The organism is Lentilactobacillus sp. SPB1-3 (genome assembly GCF_026913205.2).
Classification (GTDB): domain Bacteria; phylum Bacillota; class Bacilli; order Lactobacillales; family Lactobacillaceae; genus Lentilactobacillus; species Lentilactobacillus terminaliae.
Map to the genome: position 1 here is coordinate 407573 of NZ_CP168151.1, position 19095 is coordinate 426667.

The 19095-nt window shown below is 37.8% G+C and carries 15 protein-coding genes; 3 read left to right on the forward strand and 12 right to left on the reverse strand.

What is annotated here, in order from left to right:
• Window positions 1-4: 4 nt before the first annotated feature.
• The 12 genes from O0236_RS01935 to trpX form a co-directional block, all read right to left on the reverse strand.
• Complete coding sequence (locus tag O0236_RS01935; protein ID WP_268912497.1) at window positions 5-865, reverse strand: lysophospholipid acyltransferase family protein; 861 nt, start codon at window positions 863-865, stop codon at window positions 5-7.
• Window positions 866-873: 8 nt separating this feature from the next.
• Window positions 874-1824, reverse strand: coding sequence for a glycosyltransferase family 8 protein (locus O0236_RS01940; RefSeq protein ID WP_268912498.1), 951 nt, complete (start codon window positions 1822-1824; stop codon window positions 874-876).
• Window positions 1825-1855: 31 nt separating this feature from the next.
• On the reverse strand, window positions 1856-2617 hold the full coding sequence (locus O0236_RS01945) for a lysophospholipid acyltransferase family protein (protein WP_268912499.1): 762 nt from the start codon (window positions 2615-2617) through the stop codon (window positions 1856-1858).
• Between the two features lie 167 nt (window positions 2618-2784).
• The gene (locus O0236_RS01950) at window positions 2785-4140 is read right to left on the reverse strand and encodes a gluconate:H+ symporter (protein WP_268912500.1); all 1356 of its coding nucleotides are present in this window, start codon (window positions 4138-4140) and stop codon (window positions 2785-2787) included.
• A gap of 319 nt (window positions 4141-4459) precedes the next feature.
• Window positions 4460-5800 (reverse strand): M20 family metallopeptidase, encoded by a 1341-nt coding sequence (locus tag O0236_RS01955; protein WP_268912501.1) that lies wholly within the window; start codon window positions 5798-5800, stop codon window positions 4460-4462.
• A 20-nt stretch (window positions 5801-5820) separates the two neighbouring features.
• Complete coding sequence (locus O0236_RS01960) at window positions 5821-7341, reverse strand: YfcC family protein (protein WP_268912502.1); 1521 nt, start codon at window positions 7339-7341, stop codon at window positions 5821-5823.
• Window positions 7342-7496: 155 nt separating this feature from the next.
• Window positions 7497-8168 (reverse strand): ABC transporter ATP-binding protein, encoded by a 672-nt coding sequence (locus O0236_RS01965; protein ID WP_268912503.1) that lies wholly within the window; start codon window positions 8166-8168, stop codon window positions 7497-7499.
• A 3-nt stretch (window positions 8169-8171) separates the two neighbouring features.
• On the reverse strand, window positions 8172-9227 hold the full coding sequence (locus O0236_RS01970; RefSeq protein WP_268912504.1) for an ABC transporter permease: 1056 nt from the start codon (window positions 9225-9227) through the stop codon (window positions 8172-8174).
• A 12-nt stretch (window positions 9228-9239) separates the two neighbouring features.
• Window positions 9240-9761, reverse strand: coding sequence for a TetR/AcrR family transcriptional regulator (locus O0236_RS01975; protein WP_268912505.1), 522 nt, complete (start codon window positions 9759-9761; stop codon window positions 9240-9242).
• A gap of 134 nt (window positions 9762-9895) precedes the next feature.
• Window positions 9896-10669: an ABC transporter ATP-binding protein gene (locus O0236_RS01980; RefSeq protein WP_268912506.1), complete on the reverse strand. Its 774-nt coding sequence runs from the start codon at window positions 10667-10669 to the stop codon at window positions 9896-9898.
• Window positions 10662-11555 carry an ABC transporter permease gene (locus tag O0236_RS01985; RefSeq protein WP_268912507.1) on the reverse strand — a complete coding sequence of 298 codons (894 nt, stop codon included), beginning with the start codon at window positions 11553-11555 and terminating at the stop codon, window positions 10662-10664. Before O0236_RS01985 ends, O0236_RS01980 begins: the two co-directional genes overlap by 8 nt.
• Window positions 11552-12562 carry a tryptophan ABC transporter substrate-binding protein gene (trpX, locus tag O0236_RS01990; RefSeq protein WP_268912508.1) on the reverse strand — a complete coding sequence of 337 codons (1011 nt, stop codon included), beginning with the start codon at window positions 12560-12562 and terminating at the stop codon, window positions 11552-11554. Before trpX ends, O0236_RS01985 begins: the two co-directional genes overlap by 4 nt.
• A gap of 556 nt (window positions 12563-13118) precedes the next feature.
• Here trpX and O0236_RS01995 point away from each other — a divergent pair.
• The 3 genes from O0236_RS01995 to cas9 all read left to right on the forward strand — a co-directional run bounded on the left by O0236_RS01995 (window position 13119) and on the right by cas9 (window position 19006).
• Window positions 13119-14492 carry a uracil-xanthine permease family protein gene (locus O0236_RS01995; protein WP_268912509.1) on the forward strand — a complete coding sequence of 458 codons (1374 nt, stop codon included), beginning with the start codon at window positions 13119-13121 and terminating at the stop codon, window positions 14490-14492.
• Between the two features lie 88 nt (window positions 14493-14580).
• Window positions 14581-14823, forward strand: a complete 243-nt coding sequence (locus tag O0236_RS02000) for a cytochrome b5 domain-containing protein (protein WP_268912510.1) — start codon at window positions 14581-14583, stop codon at window positions 14821-14823.
• A 124-nt stretch (window positions 14824-14947) separates the two neighbouring features.
• Window positions 14948-19006, forward strand: a complete 4059-nt coding sequence (cas9, locus tag O0236_RS02005; protein WP_268912511.1) for a type II CRISPR RNA-guided endonuclease Cas9 — start codon at window positions 14948-14950, stop codon at window positions 19004-19006.
• Window positions 19007-19095 lie beyond the last annotated feature (89 nt).

Here is a 19095-nt window from a genome sequence, read left to right on the forward strand (position 1 = left end):
CTAATTATGATTGGTCGTGCCAACCAGCAATATCATCGGGCTCGAAGTCGTAGCTCAAAGGTTTGTTATAGGCTGACTCATAAGCTAGTTTCTTTTGGTCGTAATCTTTCTGCATCATCGCATAGCTATTTTCTTTTACGTTTAATTCTGGGTCTGGAAAAATTGGATCTAAAACATGAACTCGATAACAAACTTTATTCAGATGGCCATCTGATGAGTCTGGAATGCCCAAATCAATTATTTCAGTGAAACAAGAAATTATTGGGACGTTAAACTTAGCTGCATAGTAGTAAGCACCACGTTGTGGCGGCCTTGGTTTACGATAATTAAACCACATTTCTTGCTCTGGATAAATCAAGACTGGATTGCCTTCATCCAGTTGATGCTTAACTAATTCCAAAAAATCGCTTCCCATGTATTCATGTACAGCAGCAATGGGAATCACATTGGCATAATTCATGAAGAAACCAAGCACACCACTCATGCGATTATTAGTAGCCTGACTAACGATAGCCATATTATGATAACCACCCTTGTGAAGTGCTTTTCGGATGGCTGTGTTTTCTAATGGGTTGAAATGGTTACTAGTAACAATTCCGGGCTGGTTGAGTTTCTTAATTTTTTCGGCGCCGATAATTTTAGTTTTTCGGTTAACCACAATTGTTATGACGTTTGCGAGAGTAGTGGCTAAGTGTAACTTGAATTTGTAAGATATTGTTGGTTGCTCTTTGACATACTCATCAAGAACAGTCCTAATTTCTTCTCGGGAAACTATGGGATCATTTACTTCAACCTTGTTATGAAATTCCTCAGCATTGACGGATTTCTTGATATTTTGAATAACTGCTTCTTGTGAATTAGTCATATGAATACCTATTTGCTTTCGTTTTCACCCAACACACTTTTAAGCGTGATCGGATCCTTTACGAGGTCCTTTGCTAGTCGCATAATCGTACCAGCCTTTGAGTCATTGGCCGCTCTGATTTCATCGGTAGTGGATGCAAGTTCAGTTGCTAGTTGCTCATAGTAAGGGGTTCTTTTAGCAGCCTGCCAAAATTCGTCTGCAAAGGGAACATCGTTGTATTGCCAAGGCTTTTCGAACAAATTGTAATGTACTAGTCTCGCAGGCTTAAAATCTTCAGGCATGACGGCAGTTTCTAAGTTCCACTCCATGGGTAATTGATAAATATCATCTTTGGCAATTGCGTTTAGGTAATCTTGATCAGGAGCAATTAGTTTGAAATGATAGGTCGTCAATAATTCTAAAAATTTATCAGTAAAATTGGTGTCACGGAACTTTTTAAGGTTCATTAAGAGAACGCCAGAATTGACATATAATTGATTACTAATTCCCACCGCATCGTTAGCATATCCAGCAACTACTGGATCAGTGGCTATAAAGCGATCGTTTGCAGCACCAACGATGCTTCCCATTAAGTCGATATCGTATAACTTAGCAATATCATCGCGAATGAGAATGTCGGCATCAACATAAATTGCTTTATCGAACTCTGGGAACATGTCACCGATGAATAGTCGATAGTAAATGGTTAAAGTTATGTAATCAGCTCGAAGAGTATTTTGATCATTATCAAAACGATTACCAAATTTTTCATCAAGTGCGATGAAACGAATGTTGACGTTATTTGTTGTTAGGGAGCTGATTTTGTCTTGATTTTCTTGAGATAACTCTTGATATAAGACAATTAAATCATAATTATTTTCATCGCTAGCGTGGTCAATAAGTGAAGCAATTGCAGTGGCTAACGGAGCTGCGTAACGATCATTGACTGAAAAAAATACCGGGATACTTTTAGATGACATTATAAATTCCTCTTAACTATAAATTATTAAATTAATGTTTTACATACTTTACGTACTCATAAGTATTAAGTTTACTACGTTGATTCATTTGATTGAAAATTATATTTCTCAACTGTTCCTGCTGTTGTTTGGAATTGAGATTGGGTTCCGGCTGAAACGGGCCGTCAAGATACACAGTTGCTTTGGGCTTTTTGTGCCAGCGAGATTTTTGATACGTGGTGGTCATGCAAAAAATGGGTGCAGGATTTTTGATGGGATAGCGAAATGCCGTGCCATCAAATGGGCGAATGATAGTTGCGTAAGGCCAAACATGTGCTTCGGGATATATAAATAAGGATTTATTCTGGTGGATCGAATCATCGACGGAACTTAAAAATTCTCTGTATTGGTGGATCGTGTTTGGAACAGGGATGGCTCCGCCCATCGGTAATAGTGGACCTATAACAGGCAACTTTAAATTTTCCGGAGCCACAATGACGTTTAATCTGTGGGAAATTCTAAATGGCATGAATGCATCACCCAATGGGGCTGTATGGTTACCATAGATATAAACTGCTTTATTACGATATGGCATTAAAATCTTACGATTTTTGATGTGAATGTGTAGTATCCATAAACATATTGGCGAGATAACCATTCGAACTATATTTTGTAGTAAACGCCCCATGATATTAAATAATCTTGAATGATGATAGCGATATTTCGATGGTAGTTGATAATCTTGATGGGCTAAGGTTACTATGTCATCAGTATAATTATGATAAAAAATGGTGCGTCGCTGTTTATGTGTCAATCAATCCCACCTCAGTTCAGTACTTGTAATAAATCACGTTTAAAAGTATATCATTACTATCTGGTATCTTCACGAATAACTTCGGATAATTAAAGCGGTAGATCAGAGAAACTTTTCCTCTAATCTACCGCTTTTTTTGTTAGTTGATATGTTTAATATTGTTATTACTAATGAACGACCGCGTTAATAATTAGAACCATTACCAAACCAACAACAGAGATGGCAGTTTCAAGCACCGTCCAAATTTGAAGAGTTTGCTTAACGTTTAATTCAAAGTATTCTTTAACCATCCAGAAACCAGCATCGTTAACGTGTGATGCGGCGATTGAACCAGCACCAATGGCTAGGGTGATCATTACTGGATCAGCGTGTGTTGCAGTAACCAAAGGCATAACCAAACCGGCAGCAGTTAATGAAGCAACGGCAGCAGATCCAAGAGATACACGTAAGATAACCGCAATTAACCAAGCTAAGATAATTGGTGAAAGAGATACGTTAGCCATAGCATGTTGAATGGCAGTACCAACACCACCATCAAGAAGAACTTGCTTGAAGGCAGCACCACCAGAGATAATCATCAAAAGAACGGCAACTGATTTAATTGCTTCGTTGAGCGTATCAGTAATTTGCTTAGCAGTTTTCTTTTGGTGAACACCCATTGACCACATAGCAAATAGTAATGAAACCAGCATTGCAGTGGTTGGGGTACCAATCATGTTCATGATAGCAGCAAGTCCGTGACGTTCAGCAGCTTTGTCACCATTATTGGCAATCAATGAGTAGATAGTTGAAATACCCATGAAGATAACTGGTGAAAGTGAAGTTAAGATTGAAATACCGAATCCTGGAGTGTCCTTTAAATCGAATTGTTTCATTTCGCCAAGGGCAGGGAGCTCGCGCTTAACTTTGAATGCGTTAGGCGCATAACGCTGAGCGAGTTTTGTGAAGACAGGACCAGCAATGATAACTGTTGGAATAGCAGCAATAAGACCAAAGATCAATACTTTACCAATACTTGCGCCCATTGCCATGGCAACAGCAGTTGGTGCTGGTTGTGGTGGCAAGAAGGCTTGTGTAGTTGATAAGGCAGCCAACATAGGAATTCCTAAGTAGAGCAATGGAATTTCGGCTTCAAGAGCAACGGCAAAGATGATTGGAGTTAAAAGAACTAATCCAACTTCAAAGAACATTGAGATTCCGATAATGAATGAAGCAATTACGACAGCTAGTTGTAATCGTTTCTTACCGAAAAAGTTAATTAAAGTTTGAGAAATTCTGTATGAACCACCTGCATCAGAAACTAACCGACCAATCATGGCTCCAAAACTGAAGACCACGGCCAGTTGTCCCATGGCACTACCAATACCTTTTGTGATGGTATTAGGAACATCGGCAGGATTCATACCTAGACCAAGAGCGACAACAAATGCGGTTAAGATTAATGCTACGAAGGTATTCATTTTTACTTTAATAATTAATAGTAAAAGTAAAGCAATACCCAAGAACAGTACTAAAAATTGCAAGACTCTTCCTCATTTCTATTAATAAAAAATCCATTGTGAAACAAGATACAATTATATGAGCTGTAAGATAGAAGGTCAACCTTTTTCGGTAAGTTGTGAAAACGCATTTATTAGTTTTTTCAAATAATCGTTGAAACCGTTACCAGCAATGATGTAAACGGATTTACTGGAAATAATTTATTTTTCAAACTAATGGTAAAATAATAAAAAAAAGCGCCTACAAATGCCGAAATTGAGGCATTTGAGGCGCTAAATGTTGCTAACAATCATAGCAAACTTAATACTTTCTTAATATTTAGGCTGAAAAATGGGACTGATTTCAGTCTGTACATAACTCTTTGATAGCTTCTGCGTAAATGTCCATTGCTTTATACATACTCTTTAATGGCCAATTTTCATTTACCTGATGCATGAAGTCGGGAACATCTGGCAACATTGCACCAAATGCGACACAGTTATTCATGGTTCTTGCAAAAGTAGCACCACCAGAAACTTGTGGCTGAGTATCATCGCCAGTCATTTCCTTATAAACACTCATTAAGGTTTTAACCAATGTTGAGTCGGTTGGCACATACAATGGTGCTAAGTAATCAAAAGCTTCATATTTTAAGCCAAATTCTTTAACTCGTTCATTGAGGCGATTGATCAAATCATCGCGCTTAACAGTTACTGGAATTCGCATATCGATTTGCATGCGAGTTTCCTTTTCATTAATGGTTAAGCTAGAAATGTTAAAGGTTAAGTGACCGGATTGCTCATCAGAAATGTCTCCTAAAACGTTAGTTCCAGTAGCATCTTCCTTAAATAATTTACCAATAAAGTCTAGGGTTGGACTTGGGAAAACATCGTCTAACGCAATGGCTAATCTTAATACCGCATTAGTTCCAGTAGGAGCGAGCATTGCATGGACTGATTTACCAGTAACTACAATGCCTTCACCATTGTCTTCGAATTCAAATCCGTGGTCCTCCAATGACTGTTTAACTTCGTCAAGTTTAGGACCATTGTATTCTGCCTTAGCAGGGACTGCGTTAAAAGCACCTTTAAGATCGATATTTAAGTTATCCATTCCTGGACCAACCAAATATGCTTGATCCAATCCCTTTTCAGCGTAGATTAGTGGAAATTCAGCATCTGGGGCAATTCCCATGTCAATTGGATCTTCTTTTTCGTTGTAAACAGCAATTCCTCGCCAGAGGGTCTCTTCATCAGTCCCAAAAATGAAGCGGATCTTTTTATTGAAATGGTAGCCAGCATCCATTAATGCTTTGACCGCGAACATGGTGGCAACTGATGGGCCTTTATCATCTTGAGAACCACGACCAAAAATTTTGTCGTTTTCCACGTAGCCATCAAAAGGATCATGATCCCAGTCGTTCACGTCACCAGCAGGAACCACATCAACGTGACCGATTATTCCAAATGTCTCTTTGCCTTCGCCAATTTCAGCGTAGCCATAGTGACCAGTAGGGGATTTAAATGTTTTAAAGCCTAAATCAGCAGCAATTTTGAGGACTTCAGTTAATGCTTCATCAATGCCAGCACCAAATGGAGTTGTGTCAGATACAGTGGCTTCGTCGTAGACTGACTTTTTACTAATCAAGCCCTTTAAAGCTTCAACAGCAGCGGTATGATGAGCTTCAGTAACAATTTGTTCCATTTTCAGTTCCTCCTAAATAATTAAATAACGGCCATGACTCCTAAGAAGATAGCAGTCGCAACGAGCAATAGGGCCATTAGTTTAAACGTGAATTTCCACCAAACAGTAATGTCAACATGAGCAATGGCTAAGGCACCCATAACCACACCAGAAGTTGGTGTAATCAAGTTAACCCAACCAGAAGCACTTTGGTAAGCAGTAACAACTAAACTTGGATCAACACCAGCGAATTTACCCATAGGACCGATAATTCCCATAGTAGCTGCAGCAAGTCCAGATGTTGATGGGATTAAGAAAGACATTGGGATGTAGAAAATGTATGTCAGGATAATAAAGATTACTGAACTTAGTCCTGAAAGTCCGCTTTCACCCCAGTGAAGTACAGTTGCAGTAATGTTACCGTCATTCATAATAACTTGAATACCTCTGGCAACAGCAACCACGATTGCAACCCCCATGAAGTCATTCATTCCGTTCATGAAGGCAGTGATGAATGTTGATTCCTTCATCTTGAAAACGAACATAATGATTACGGCCATCAAGAAGAATAGAGTCGTAATTTCAGTGAAGTACCAAGAACCAAATGGCGTTAAGTTACTTCCGATTAAGTTTCCAAGAACAGGGATGCCAGTTAACCACTTAGTGAAATCGTTGAAGAATGTCCAGCTTGGATTAATTGAGTCCCATGGAATCAATCCCATGATCATAATCAAGAAAGTTAAACCAAATAACCATAAGACAGCTTTTTGTCTGCCAGTCATTTCGTTGTTAGGGTCAGTGTTTTGATCATTGATAGCAAATCGTTTGAGGTCAGCTTCACGTTGGTCAAAAATCAATGATTCTTTTGGGTTCTTTTCGACTTTTGAAGCATAACGATAAACGAATAGGATACTGATTGCTAAGACAATGACCCATAAAATGATTCTTGAAAAAATTCCGTCACCAGGAGAGATGTTTAATGCTTGAGAAGCAACTCCAGTGGCGAATGGGTTAACAGTTGATGCTAAACAACCAACTTGTGACCCAACTAGTACGATAGCTACGGCAACCAATGAATCAAAACCAACTCCGATCATTACTGGAATCAGTAATGGATAAAAGGCAATGGTTTCTTCGGCCATTCCGTATGTTGAACCACCAAGGGCAAATAAAATCATTAGGATAGGAATAAGTAATTTTTCTTTACCTTTGTTTTTCTTAACAACTGATGCGATTCCGTCATCAAGGGCTTTAGTCTGGTTAACAACCCCTAAGAATCCACCGATTACTAAAATAAATAACGAAACTGAAATAGCACCTTCAGTTTTATCGTTACCAATCATTCCGTAAATTGGTGCCGCAAAAATGTCCCAAATACCTTGGGGATTTGAGGCAACCGATCTATAAGTATGCGCAATAATGTTACCAGCCTTGTCAGTAGAATACTGTCCGGCAGGAATTATCCAAGTAAGAATAGCAACTAAAATGATAATCAAGAATAATATGGTATACGCCGAAGGCATCTTAAATCTTCGTTTTGGCTTTGTTTCGTTATTTTGCATGTGAATCACTTCCTTTTCTTTGTCTATGGACATTGTATGTTAAACATCACTCGAGTTCAATATTCATGATTAGTTATAAGAAAGCGAAAACAAAATAGCCATTATGGATAAAAATAAAAAGTTCTCAGAATTATTCATTCCAAGAACTTTAAAACTCATTGTTTTGTAATGTTGCCGTCCATAATCTGGTAAATATTATCCGCAAATTGTTCAAGTCTTTGATCATGTGTCACCACAATAACTGTCTTGCCGTTTTGGTGAGCTAGATCATGTAATAACCTGCCAACCTCGACTACCTTGGCGCTATCCAATGCAGCGGTTGGTTCATCTGCCAAGACGATTTCTGGATTAGGGTAGATTGCCCTGGCAATCGCTACTCTTTGACTCTGACCACCGGACAATTCACTTGGATATTTGCTCATTAAGTTAGCGATGCCCAGCGAAGATAATAATTTTTCTAATTCACTTTCTGATAAGTTACCATTCTTATTAACTCTGTCCACTAAGGTAAATTGTTCCTTGACAGTTAAATAAGGAAGTAAATTATACGCTTGCAATACGAAACCGATTTTAGTCAATCGAGTTTGTTCTCTTTGTTTGGCACTTTGCTGACTAATGACTTGGTCATCGATTATGACTTCACCACTGGTAGGTGTTTGCAGGCCACCAGCAATAGTTAAAAATGTACTCTTACCGGATCCGGAAGGACCCACTATCAAGCTTAGTTCACCTGGGGTTGCCGTAAAGTTGATGTTATTGAGAACTTGAACGTGATTGGTTCCGGTACCGAATTCTTTATTTACGTTTTTTAAGCTTAAAGATGTCATTTTTTATCCTCCAATTACTGTAACGGGATCGACTTTGACAATTGTTCTAATTGGGATCAGTGCTGCAACAATCGAGATGACGATCATCCCGACAGTAACGGCCGAAAGAATTGGGATATCAAAGTACATTGGCACACCGATTGGTAGTGATTGTGCAGTCAGCAAGGTCAGAATACCGCTAAGAACTAAGCCACTGATAACAATGATCAGTGATTGAGCAATCGTGGCATTCACTAATACTTTAGATGGAATTCCTTGCGCCCGAAGAACTGCGTAATTGGCAATTTTTTGCATAGTCAAAATGTATAAGAATACCGCAATGACAACTAAAGAAATCACCATTAAGAAGCCGATCATGAAACCAAAAGTAGTATTTTGAGCAGAGTATCCAGGTAGTTCGTTAATAAAGGTGCTCATTGAATAACTCTTGAGGTATTTACTATCAAACTTAGGATTACCGCGTTTAACAATAATTCCGCTACCGATGATGTTAGAACTAACACTCTTTAATTTTTGCCAAGTACTAATACTGCCGTAAATTACTGGAGAAATACTATATTTTTGGTCGTGCATGAAACCGACTATTTCATACTCGTCTGAGTTAGAATTCATCGTGAGCTTGTCACCGAGTTTGTAACCATCAGTTTTAAATTGATCATCGACAACGATTTGATTGGCATTCTGTGGGCGATGGCCTTGAGTAAGCTTAAGTTGCTTGTAAATGAACTGGTTGGAGTTGATACCTAAGAATCGTGCCGATTCGTTCTTGCGATTGGATGCCTTAGTGACAACCGGTGCTTGTCCGATTAAAGCCTGGTTGGAATTAAGCTTACCGACCTGATTTTTAGTAATCATCGACTGATCAAGACTGATGTTTGAATCTTTATTCATGACAACAGTTCTGGCGTTCCATGAGTCGACAGTCAGAGTATTTTGTCTTGCTAAACCAATGGCTAGGCTGGTCAAAATAAATATCAAATAGCCAATCAAGACGACCATGGAAATGATTAAACCATAACGTAATTTTTCATGTCGCATTTCTTTGAGTGCTAAGAACATAGTTGGTTCCTCCTAAATGAGTTTGCTAATACTAGTTGTAAGTTTTTGGATAATCTGTTGCTTCTGTTCAGGAAAAGTTAATAATTCTCTAATTGCTTCGTGGCTTAGTGTTGCAATCGACCAAATCACAGGGGGTAATTGGGCCATTCTCGATAAACCACTTTGATCATTCTTCTGATAGCTGCTTTCGTTATACAAATAATGTTGTTTAAGTAACTGATAGAAGCGGCTATTAAGGACCTGATCGATGAAAGTTGTGAGTGAGTCGATAAATTCTTCTAAATTAAAATTACTCTCTGAGATCTTATTAAATTCCATATGAAAGTCTGCCATTGCAAGGTGAAATACGTAGTTGTAAGCATCATTAGTATCTACAAAATATCTATAAAATGCTCCTCTAGCAATGCCAGCCGCTTCAATGATGCGAGATACTTGGGCATCCTTAAGCGGATAATTGCTGAATTCACTTATCAAAGCATTGGTTACCAGAGTTTTCTTGGGTTTCTTTAAATGTTCAAATGTCTGAGTTGGCATGCCACATTTCCTTTCTCAAATCTAAAAGTGACACGTCGTCACTTTTTAAGTATAAGGTAACAAGTTTATTGTTAAGAGTCAAATAATTGAATAAAAAAGAGGGTCCCAGTTACAGGGACCCTCTAAATTGATGATTAACCATCAATATCGTTGAAGAATGTTAATAATTTTTCTTTGGTTAATGTATCTTTGTCGCCGTCTTTGACATCATAAGAAATCTTGCCATGGTCTAAGACGATCAATCGATTACCGTAGCTCAATGCATCTTCTAAGTGATGTGTGATCATTAGGCAAGTTAGCTGATCTTTGTTGATTCGCATGTTAGTGGCATGCATTAATTCAGCTGAAGTCTGTGGATCAAGGGCAGCAGTATGTTCATCAAGCAGTAAAATTTCTGGTCGTTTGATGGTTGCCATCAAGAAGCTAAGAGCTTGGCGTTGACCACCAGATAAGTCGCCAGTAGGAGTGTTAAGTCGTTGATCAAGCCCGTTAGGCATGGTCTTGGTGATTTCTTCAAACTCTGCCATGTTTTGCTTAAGGCGACGGGCGCCAAGTCCGCGTACTTGACCACGCTTTTTAGATAGAAGCAAATTTTCTGCAACTGTCATTCTTGGGGCAGTGCCCATTTTAGGGTCCTGGAATACTCGGCTTAAGAATCTGGTCCGGTGTTCAACGGACATGTTAGTGATGTCTTTGCCATGCAAGAGAATTTCACCACTGGTGACTTTTAAATCGCCACCAATAATATTGAATAATGTGGACTTACCAGCTCCGTTTGATCCTAAAACAGTGATGAAATCACCAGCATAAATCTTCAGGTTAACGTGATCCATAATGTTGATTTCTTCGGGGGTTCCCTGATTGACGGTTACCACAACATCTTTTAATTCAAAAATAGGTTCACTCATGTTTACTAATCCCCCTTGATAATGATCGTTTTAATTGGAATCGTTTTTCAAAAGCTGGGAACATCATGCAGATTGCAAGGATGATAGCTGAAATTAAGTTCAAGTCGTTAGCGTTGAAGCCAAGTTGAAGAACAATCAAGATAACGAAACGGTACAAAATACTACCGATAGTTACAGCGATTAGTCGTTCATTCATAGTTAGTTCACCGAAGACTACTTCACCGATAATAATAGAAGCAAGTGCGACAACGATGATACCGATTCCCATGTTGACATCAGCGAAACCATTTTCTTGAGCTACTAGTGCGCCACCTAAAGCAATCATACCGTTGGAAACACTTAATCCCATAATTTGCATGGTATCAGTACTGATTCCAAGTGATTTAGCCATATTAGAGTTATCACCAGTTGCGATGAATGCTTGACCCAAGTTGGTTTGTAAGAAGTAAATGATTAGGGCAGTCACGATAATAATGACGATCATTCCTAAGAAGACACTGTTGAAGTATGGTGGAAGGCCTTTAAAGAGATCTAATAAGCTGCTCTTACCATAAAGTGAAAGGTTAGCTCGGCCCATAATTCTAAGATTGATAGAATATGCAGCGGTCATGGTTAGGATTCCTGCTAGTAGTACCGGAATCTTTCCCTTGGTGTAGAGAAGACCAGTTACTAATCCAGCAAGCATACCAACACAGAAAGCAAGTAATGTTGCAGCGAGAGGTGAGAAACCGTGATAGATTGCGGCGACAGCTGTGGCGGCCCCCATTGGGAAGGTTCCTTCTACAGTCATATCAGGGAAGTCTAAAATTCTAAAGGTTAGGAAAAGTCCGATACCAACTATTCCCCAAGTCAATCCTTGACCGATTGCGGATACTAGAATACTCATTTGACGATCTCTCCTTTCGTTTGTGCTTCTTTCATAAGTGAAGCAGGGATGTGAATATTTAATTTCTTAGCGGCACGTTCATTGATAATTAACTTACTTTTTGTGAAGTATTTGATTGGTGTTGTGGCGGGTTTCTTTTTGCCTTCAAGAATTTCGGCACTCATCTTACCAGTAGCCACTCCTAATTGGAATTGGTCAATGGCATATGTGGCAACCCCACCAGCTTTAACCATCGTGTCAACGCCTGGAAAGATTGGCACACCTGCTTGATTAGCAGCACCAACTAATGTTGAAATTGCACCGGCGATTGTGTTATCAGTTGGGACATAAATAGCATCGACTGAATTAACAGCCTGTTGGGCAACTTGATTTAAATCGTTGGTATTAGTGATTGAATAAGCCTTTAACTTAACGTGTTCTTGTTTACATAAAGCCTTGAACATCTTGTATTGAGCCACAGCAGAATCATCGCTGGAAGTATAGATAATTCCTAATGTTTTCATGTTGGGCATCAGACGTTTGATCAATCCTAATTGGAGTTTAAATGGAGCTTTGTCAGAAACACCAGTGATATTGCCACCTGGGCGGTCGTTACTTTTAACTAAACCAGCTCCATTAGGATCAGTGATGTCGCCTAAAATAATTGGACGATCTGAAATGCTATTTGCTAGTGCTTGAGCAGCCGGAGTGGCAATTCCGATTGAAAGATCGGCATTTTCGTTAGCAAACTTAGAACTCATTGTTTTTAGATTGCTTTGATCGTTTTGGGCGTTTTGAAAATCAATGTTAATGTTCTTGCCAGGAATATACCCTTCTTCTTTTAATCCAGCAATGATTCCTTGGTGAATTGCATCGAGAGCGGGGTGGGACATTAGTTGTAAGATTCCGACGGTCGGCGTCTTAGGTTCTGCTGAATTCTGGTCGCTTTTCTCAGCGAAGAATGCGTAGCCTAAAAAGGCAAACAATATAATTATGGCGGTAATCAGTGGGTAACTTCTTTTTGTCATGATGGTTCTCCTTTAATATAAATTTTTTAAATTTAATTTTAAAAATGAAAAAAAGCAACTCGGCATAGGAAAACCGAGTTGCTTTTTTCCGGTCTGCCAAGGTTAACACCTGTACAGACCATTGCATTGTTAGAAACACTGCCGGCACAGATGCGCTTTAATCATCGCAAAGAGATCAAGCGCCATCTGTGTGAGATGAGGCTTGATTACCGGAGTTGCCAAAGACGGAGAGTAATCTTATTCATAGGACAGTCTTTCCTTTCGTTTTTTGATATTTCTAATCATAATGTAATGCTTAAAATCCGTCAAGAGAATATTTCAAGCAAATATTGGCTGATTGTCGCCCCGGTGGTAATAAATGCGAATGTTTGGCAATTGATAACTTGCGATAATTCTGTGTATTCGTCAAAACACGAACATTAAATGAAGTTTAATTTAAATTAGCCTTGAAAAACTGAATTTTATAAACTATACTTATGAACAATCATTTCACGAATGCTAATTTTTTAAACAAAATCAATGTTCGTGTTTTACTACAAAGGAGAGATAGATATCGATGACAAATAAAGAAAATGGTTTGCTATATGGTCCTGAAGATAAGGTGTCTTACTTTCAATCTGGTTTATTAGGTTTACAACATGTCCTAGCAATGGATGTATATGTACCGCCTTTGATCATGGCCGGATTGCTCTCAATGACCCTGACTCAAAAAACTGGGTTTCTACAAGCCGCGTTTCTTGCGTGTGGAGTTGGAACCATTATTCAAACCAAATTCTTTTTAAAAATGCCGATATCTCAAGGACCTTCTTTTGTTCCAATTGGTGCGGTAGCTGGAATCTATGCTGCATATGGAGCTGCTAATGGTGGCATGGGGACCGTTTTAGGATCCATTGCCATTGGTGCTTTGTTACTGATTGGTTTAGGAGTTTCTGGAATCTATCAAAAAATAATTAATAAACTAGTTCCAGCTTTAGTCGGTGGAACAATTATCACCTGTGTCGGATTATCTTTGCTTCCTTCTGCCTTGAATGACAATATCTTTAAAGCGGGGGGAAATGTTGACCAGAATATCGAAGTCGCTGCAGTCACTGGCGGTACAATGTTACTAGCAATTATTATTGGATTAAGAATGCCACAGTTTCAAAAGCTATTTCGGGTTAGTTCGATTGTCATCGCGTTAACAGTGGGAACGATTTTTGCATCTTCACGTGGGATGGTCGACTGGTCAGTAGTTGCCAATGCTGATTGGGTTAGTTTACCTAAGTTCACTGCACTTCATTACGGATTTCACTTTTCATTACCAGCAATTTTTACCTTTGTCATTATTTATATGGTACTAACAACGGAAACCACTGGAACTTGGTTTGCGATGAGCGCGATTATTGGTGAACCACTGTCAAAGAAACAGTGGAATCGAGGCATCATTGGTGAAGGGATCAGTTGTTTGATTGCTGCATTTTTAGGAACTACACCAATGACGGGGTATTCAACAAATGCTGGAATTGTTTCGATCACTGGAGTTGCCAGCAAACGAGTGTTTATTTCCGCTAGTATTTGGTTTATTATTTTAGGATTTTTCGGCAAACTGTCCGCATTCTTATCAGCTGTGCCTGCTCCAGTGATCGGTGGCATTTTTGCAATAATTTGTGTCATTATTATGCTTAACGGCTTGAATGTTATCAGAAGACTCAATGTCACTGAAAGTACGACATATATATTAGGTATTCCAATTGTTTTGACGATGGGAGTAATTTTGTTACCAACTAAAGTAATGGATTCAGCTCCTCAAATGATTCAATATCTACTCGGTTCACCAATCACAGTCGGTGCAGTCAGTGCCATCATTTTGAACCTGCTGATGGGTGACAAACGAAGTTCAGAAATCGCTACTACTTCTCAATCACATGAAGGTGTGGTTGAAGCTAAGTAGTGACGAACAATAATTTTAGGATGGTTCTTTGGACTAACAACCAGAACTTGGCTAGAATGAAGGTAAATACTGAATGGGGATGTTACTAATGGCTGATGATGATTTAAAGACATTTACTAGCGATGAGTTGGCACAATTCGATGGTAATGGTCGACGAGCATACGTTGCAATCGATGGAGTGGTTTATGATGTCACTCATGAAGAATCATGGGAATATGGTAAACACTATGGACTGACAGCAGGTAAGGACCTTAGTAAAGAAATTGAGGGAACTCCTCATGGAAAGTCGATTCTGGGAAAATTAAAAGTTGTTGGCAAGTTAGTCGATTAAAAAGAGGTTCTACACATTTTGTGTAGAACCTTTTTCATATGGAAAAATAATCTTTGAATTAGTAGTTGTTTATATCTATGTAGCCCTTCATAATAAAATAGAATAATTTTTGGAGGAGTACATAATGACAGAACCATACACTTTGGGATTAGATATCGGAACCAATTCGGTAGGTTTTGCTGCTATTGATAGTCATTATCAACTAATCAGAGCAAAAGGTAAAAACGTGATTGGTGTAAGACTATTTGAAGAAGGTAAAACCGCAGAAGAAAGAAGGGGCTTTAGAACTACTAGAAGGAGACTTAATCGACGTAAGTGGCGGTTAAATTTCTTAAATGAAATCTTTGCACCACATTTGGCCGAAATTGATGAAACCTTTTTGAGAAGATTAAAGTATTCGAATTTATCTAATCAAGATACTAATAAAGCATTTTCGGGATCATTATTATTTCCCGATAAAACTGATGCAGAATATTATAAAAATTACAAAACTATCTATCATTTACGTCACAAGTTAATGACTGAGGATAGACAGTTCGATTTAAGAGAAGTCTATCTTGCAATCCATCATATTGTTAAGTATCGAGGCAATTTTTTAAATAACACCCCAGTTAATCAATTTTCTGTTGGTAAAATGGAGTTGGATGACCAATTTGACCAATTAAACGAAGCTTTTAAGAATTTAGAAATTGATTTTGAAATTAATACTGAAGATACCAATTCCTTTAAAGATGAGCTGATTGATAATGAAATTAGAAAGCTTGATCGACAAAAATCTTTAAAAGATAAATTGGCAATCGCGGTTTCTGATAAACAGATTCAAAAAAATAATAAAAAAATTGCTTCTGAAATTGTCAAAGCTTTCTTGGGATACAAATTCAAATTAGATGTGATTTTGCAGCACGACACTGAAGAAGCAAAAGACTGGCAACTAAACTTTGATGATGAAGAAATCAATGATAACCTGGCTAATCTGTCTGGAATGATGAATAATGATGAACTTACAATTGTTGAAATCATTCAAAATGTTTGCTCCCAAGTCACTTTAGCTACAATTGTTCCGGAAGGAATGAGCCTATCAGAATCAATGATCGATAAGTATTATCGTCATGGTAAAGACTTGGATAAGCTTAAGAAACTAATGGGTTACTTACCAGAACAACAAGCAACAGAATTAAGAAGCGCATATGCCAAATATGTTGGCTCAATTGATAACGTAAAAGTTATTAGTCGCGATAAATTCTATAGTGAAGTCCAGAATATCGTTGATGATTCAGCTTTGGCCAAAGAAATTTTGGAAGAAATTGAATTAGACAAATTTATGCCTAAGCAACGAACATCGGCTAACGGATCAATTCCTCATCAAATGCATCAGATTGAATTAGACAAAATTATCGAAATGCAAGGAAAGTACTATCCATTTTTATTAGAACTTAATCCAAACGAGCAACGGCAAAAAGTGGCTAAATACAAGTTAGATGAATTAGTTACGTTTAGAGTTCCCTACTACGTTGGACCAATGATCACAGCCGAAGACCAAGAAAAATCTTCCGGCAAAAGTTTCGCATGGATGAAGCGAAAAGCTGGTGGCGATATCACCCCATGGAACTTCGATGAAAAAGTTGATCGAATGGAGTCGGCCAACCAATTTATTCGTCGAATGACAACAAATGACACCTATTTATTTGCTGAAGACGTGTTACCAGATGAAAGTATCCTATACCAAAAGTTTAAAGTGCTAAATGAATTGAATATGGTCAGAGTCGATGGCCATCGATTAAGCATTTCAGAAAAACAAGCGATTTTTGACAATCTCTTTAAGCAACAAAAAGGAGTGTCAGTAAAGCAATTACAAAACTTCTTAATTAGTTATAAGCAGTATTTGAAGGCACCAAAGATTGAAGGTCTATCCGATCCAATTAAGTTTAATAATTCATTAGGAACTTATAATGAACTCAGAAAAACATTCCCAGATAACATTGATAATCCTGATTACCAACATGATTTTGAGAATATTATTGAATGGTCAACTGTGTTTGAAGACCGAAAAATATATGAAGCAAAATTGGCTGAAATCACTTGGTTAACGAGTAGTCAAGTTAAGTCGCTGGTTTCACTAAGACATCGTGGTTGGGGAAGGCTATCAGCCAAATTATTGACGGGTGTTAGAAACGCTAATGGTGAATCTATTATGGATTTACTTTGGAATACCAATAATAATTTTATGCAAATTATGGCCGATTCAGAGATTGCTGAACAAGTTCATCAGATGAACTTGAACTTTGTTAGGCCGGATAATTTAGAAACTATTTTAGATGATGCGTACACCTCACCACAAAACAAAAAAGCGATTCGCCAAGTAGTACGAATCGTGGAAGATATTGTCAAAGCAGTCGGCCAAGAACCTGCAAAAATTGCGATTGAGTTTACTCGTTCTGATGATGAACGCCCAGTCCGGACGAAATCAAGATATAGTCAAATGCTTGATACATTTGAATCTACGGCGAAAGACATTGTTGATGAAGGCCTAAAAGATGAATTGATTAATTTTGCAGATCAAAAGAAAATGAGTGATAAGTATGTTCTGTACTTTTCACAATTAGGTAGGGATATGTACACAGGGGTACCTATCAATATTGATGATTTAAATAATTATGATATTGACCATGTGCTGCCTCAAGCGTTCATTAAGGACGATTCACTAAATAACCGAGTATTAGTAAAAAAAGCGGTTAATAACGCTAAGTCTGATAGCGTTCCTTATGTTAGATTTAGCCAAAAAATGGGTGTCTTTTGGCGTCAGCTAGCCGATGCCGGTTTGATTTCTAAAAGGAAGCTTAAGAATTTATTTACTGATCCCGATTCAATTGATAAATACACGGCCCATGGATTTATCAATCGTCAATTAGTTGAAACTAGCCAAGTCATTAAATTATCTGCCAACATTTTAGGCAACATGTATCAAGAAAAAGGTACTGAGATAATTGAAATTCGGGCAAAGCAAAACACAGAGTTTAGAAAACAATTTAATCTTATAAAAGTCCGAGAAGTTAATGATTATCACCATGCTATGGATGGATATCTAACTGCCTTACTAGGATCATATATGTATGAAAGATATCCTAAATTAAGGCCAGCCTTTGTATATGGTGACTTTAATAAACTTCCTGAAACAAATGGAAAATGGTCGTTTGATTTTATAGGTCCATTAGCTGATACGGATAAAATTACTAATTCTGAAGGTGAAATTCTTTGGGATAAAGAACAGAATTTGAAGATATTAAATGATATCTATAACTACAAATTCATGCTGGTTTCCAAGGAAGTTCATGCGAATAAAGGAGCTTTATTTAATCAAACCGTTTATTCTAAATCAACAGTGGAGAATAAACGATTAATTCCAATTAAGCAAAGTAAACCAATTGAGCTGTACGGTGGATATAGTGGTAATAACGATGCATACATGGCATTGGTTAAGTCCAAGGGTAAATTCAAGATAGTTGGTGTACCAGTAAGAGCGGTTAGTCTGTTAAATGAGGCTAAAAAAGTTAGTGAACAAAAATATATTGAAACACTGACAGAAGTATTAGTCCCTCAGTTCAATAAAAATAAGAAGAATCGTAAAACTGGTGAAATTACTATTGTCACTGATAAATTTGAAATAATAATTCCAAGAATTTTATATGGACAGTTAGTTGTCGATGGCTCTGATAAGTATACGTTGGGTAGCTCAGAGTACAAGCATAACGCTAAGCAATTAGTACTAAGTAAAAAATCAATGGAAATATTAGATAAACATCGGGATACTCCAGCAAATGATGATCAGTTGATCAGAGTTTTTGATGAAATTATTGGTATAGTTAATCGTCACTTTACACTTTATGATACTAGTAGATCTAGGCAGCTTTTAAGCGATGGTAGAGATAGATTTGTTGGATTACCAAACTTTAATGAGTATATTGGTAACAAATTAACCTCAATTGGTAAACGGGAAACTCTAGATAATATTCTAAATGGATTGCATGCTAATGCGGTTAGAAAGGATCTCAAATTATTAGGATTAAAAACTCCATTCGGAATGATGCAATCGAAAGGAGGAATAGTTCTATCAGAAAATGCAAAAATTATTTACCAATCGGTGTCAGGCTTGTTTGAGCGAGAAGTAAAAATAAAGGATTTGTAACATAAAAGCGGAGCCGCCAACCTGGCGACTCCGCTTTTATGAACTATGTATGCCCCATTAAGAGGTCAAAAGGAAAAACTAAGCGCAAA

Excerpts from the sequence above, each read along its gene's own strand:
- O0236_RS01935 (WP_268912497.1), bottom strand. The coding sequence starts at position 865 with ATGACTAATTCACAAGAAGCAGTTATTCAAAATATCAAGAAATCCGTC.
- O0236_RS01940 (WP_268912498.1), bottom strand. The coding sequence starts at position 1,824 with ATGTCATCTAAAAGTATCCCGGTATTTTTTTCAGTCAATGATCGTTAC.
- O0236_RS01955 (WP_268912501.1), bottom strand. The coding sequence starts at position 5,800 with ATGGAACAAATTGTTACTGAAGCTCATCATACCGCTGCTGTTGAAGCT.
- O0236_RS01960 (WP_268912502.1), bottom strand. The coding sequence starts at position 7,341 with ATGCAAAATAACGAAACAAAGCCAAAACGAAGATTTAAGATGCCTTCG.
- O0236_RS01965 (WP_268912503.1), bottom strand. The coding sequence starts at position 8,168 with ATGACATCTTTAAGCTTAAAAAACGTAAATAAAGAATTCGGTACCGGA.
- O0236_RS01970 (WP_268912504.1), bottom strand. The coding sequence starts at position 9,227 with ATGTTCTTAGCACTCAAAGAAATGCGACATGAAAAATTACGTTATGGT.
- O0236_RS01975 (WP_268912505.1), bottom strand. The coding sequence starts at position 9,761 with ATGCCAACTCAGACATTTGAACATTTAAAGAAACCCAAGAAAACTCTG.
- O0236_RS01980 (WP_268912506.1), bottom strand. The coding sequence starts at position 10,669 with ATGAGTGAACCTATTTTTGAATTAAAAGATGTTGTGGTAACCGTCAAT.
- O0236_RS01985 (WP_268912507.1), bottom strand. The coding sequence starts at position 11,555 with ATGAGTATTCTAGTATCCGCAATCGGTCAAGGATTGACTTGGGGAATA.
- trpX (WP_268912508.1), bottom strand. The coding sequence starts at position 12,562 with ATGACAAAAAGAAGTTACCCACTGATTACCGCCATAATTATATTGTTT.
- O0236_RS01995 (WP_268912509.1), top strand. The coding sequence starts at position 13,119 with ATGACAAATAAAGAAAATGGTTTGCTATATGGTCCTGAAGATAAGGTG.
- O0236_RS02000 (WP_268912510.1), top strand. The coding sequence starts at position 14,581 with ATGGCTGATGATGATTTAAAGACATTTACTAGCGATGAGTTGGCACAA.
- cas9 (WP_268912511.1), top strand. The coding sequence starts at position 14,948 with ATGACAGAACCATACACTTTGGGATTAGATATCGGAACCAATTCGGTA.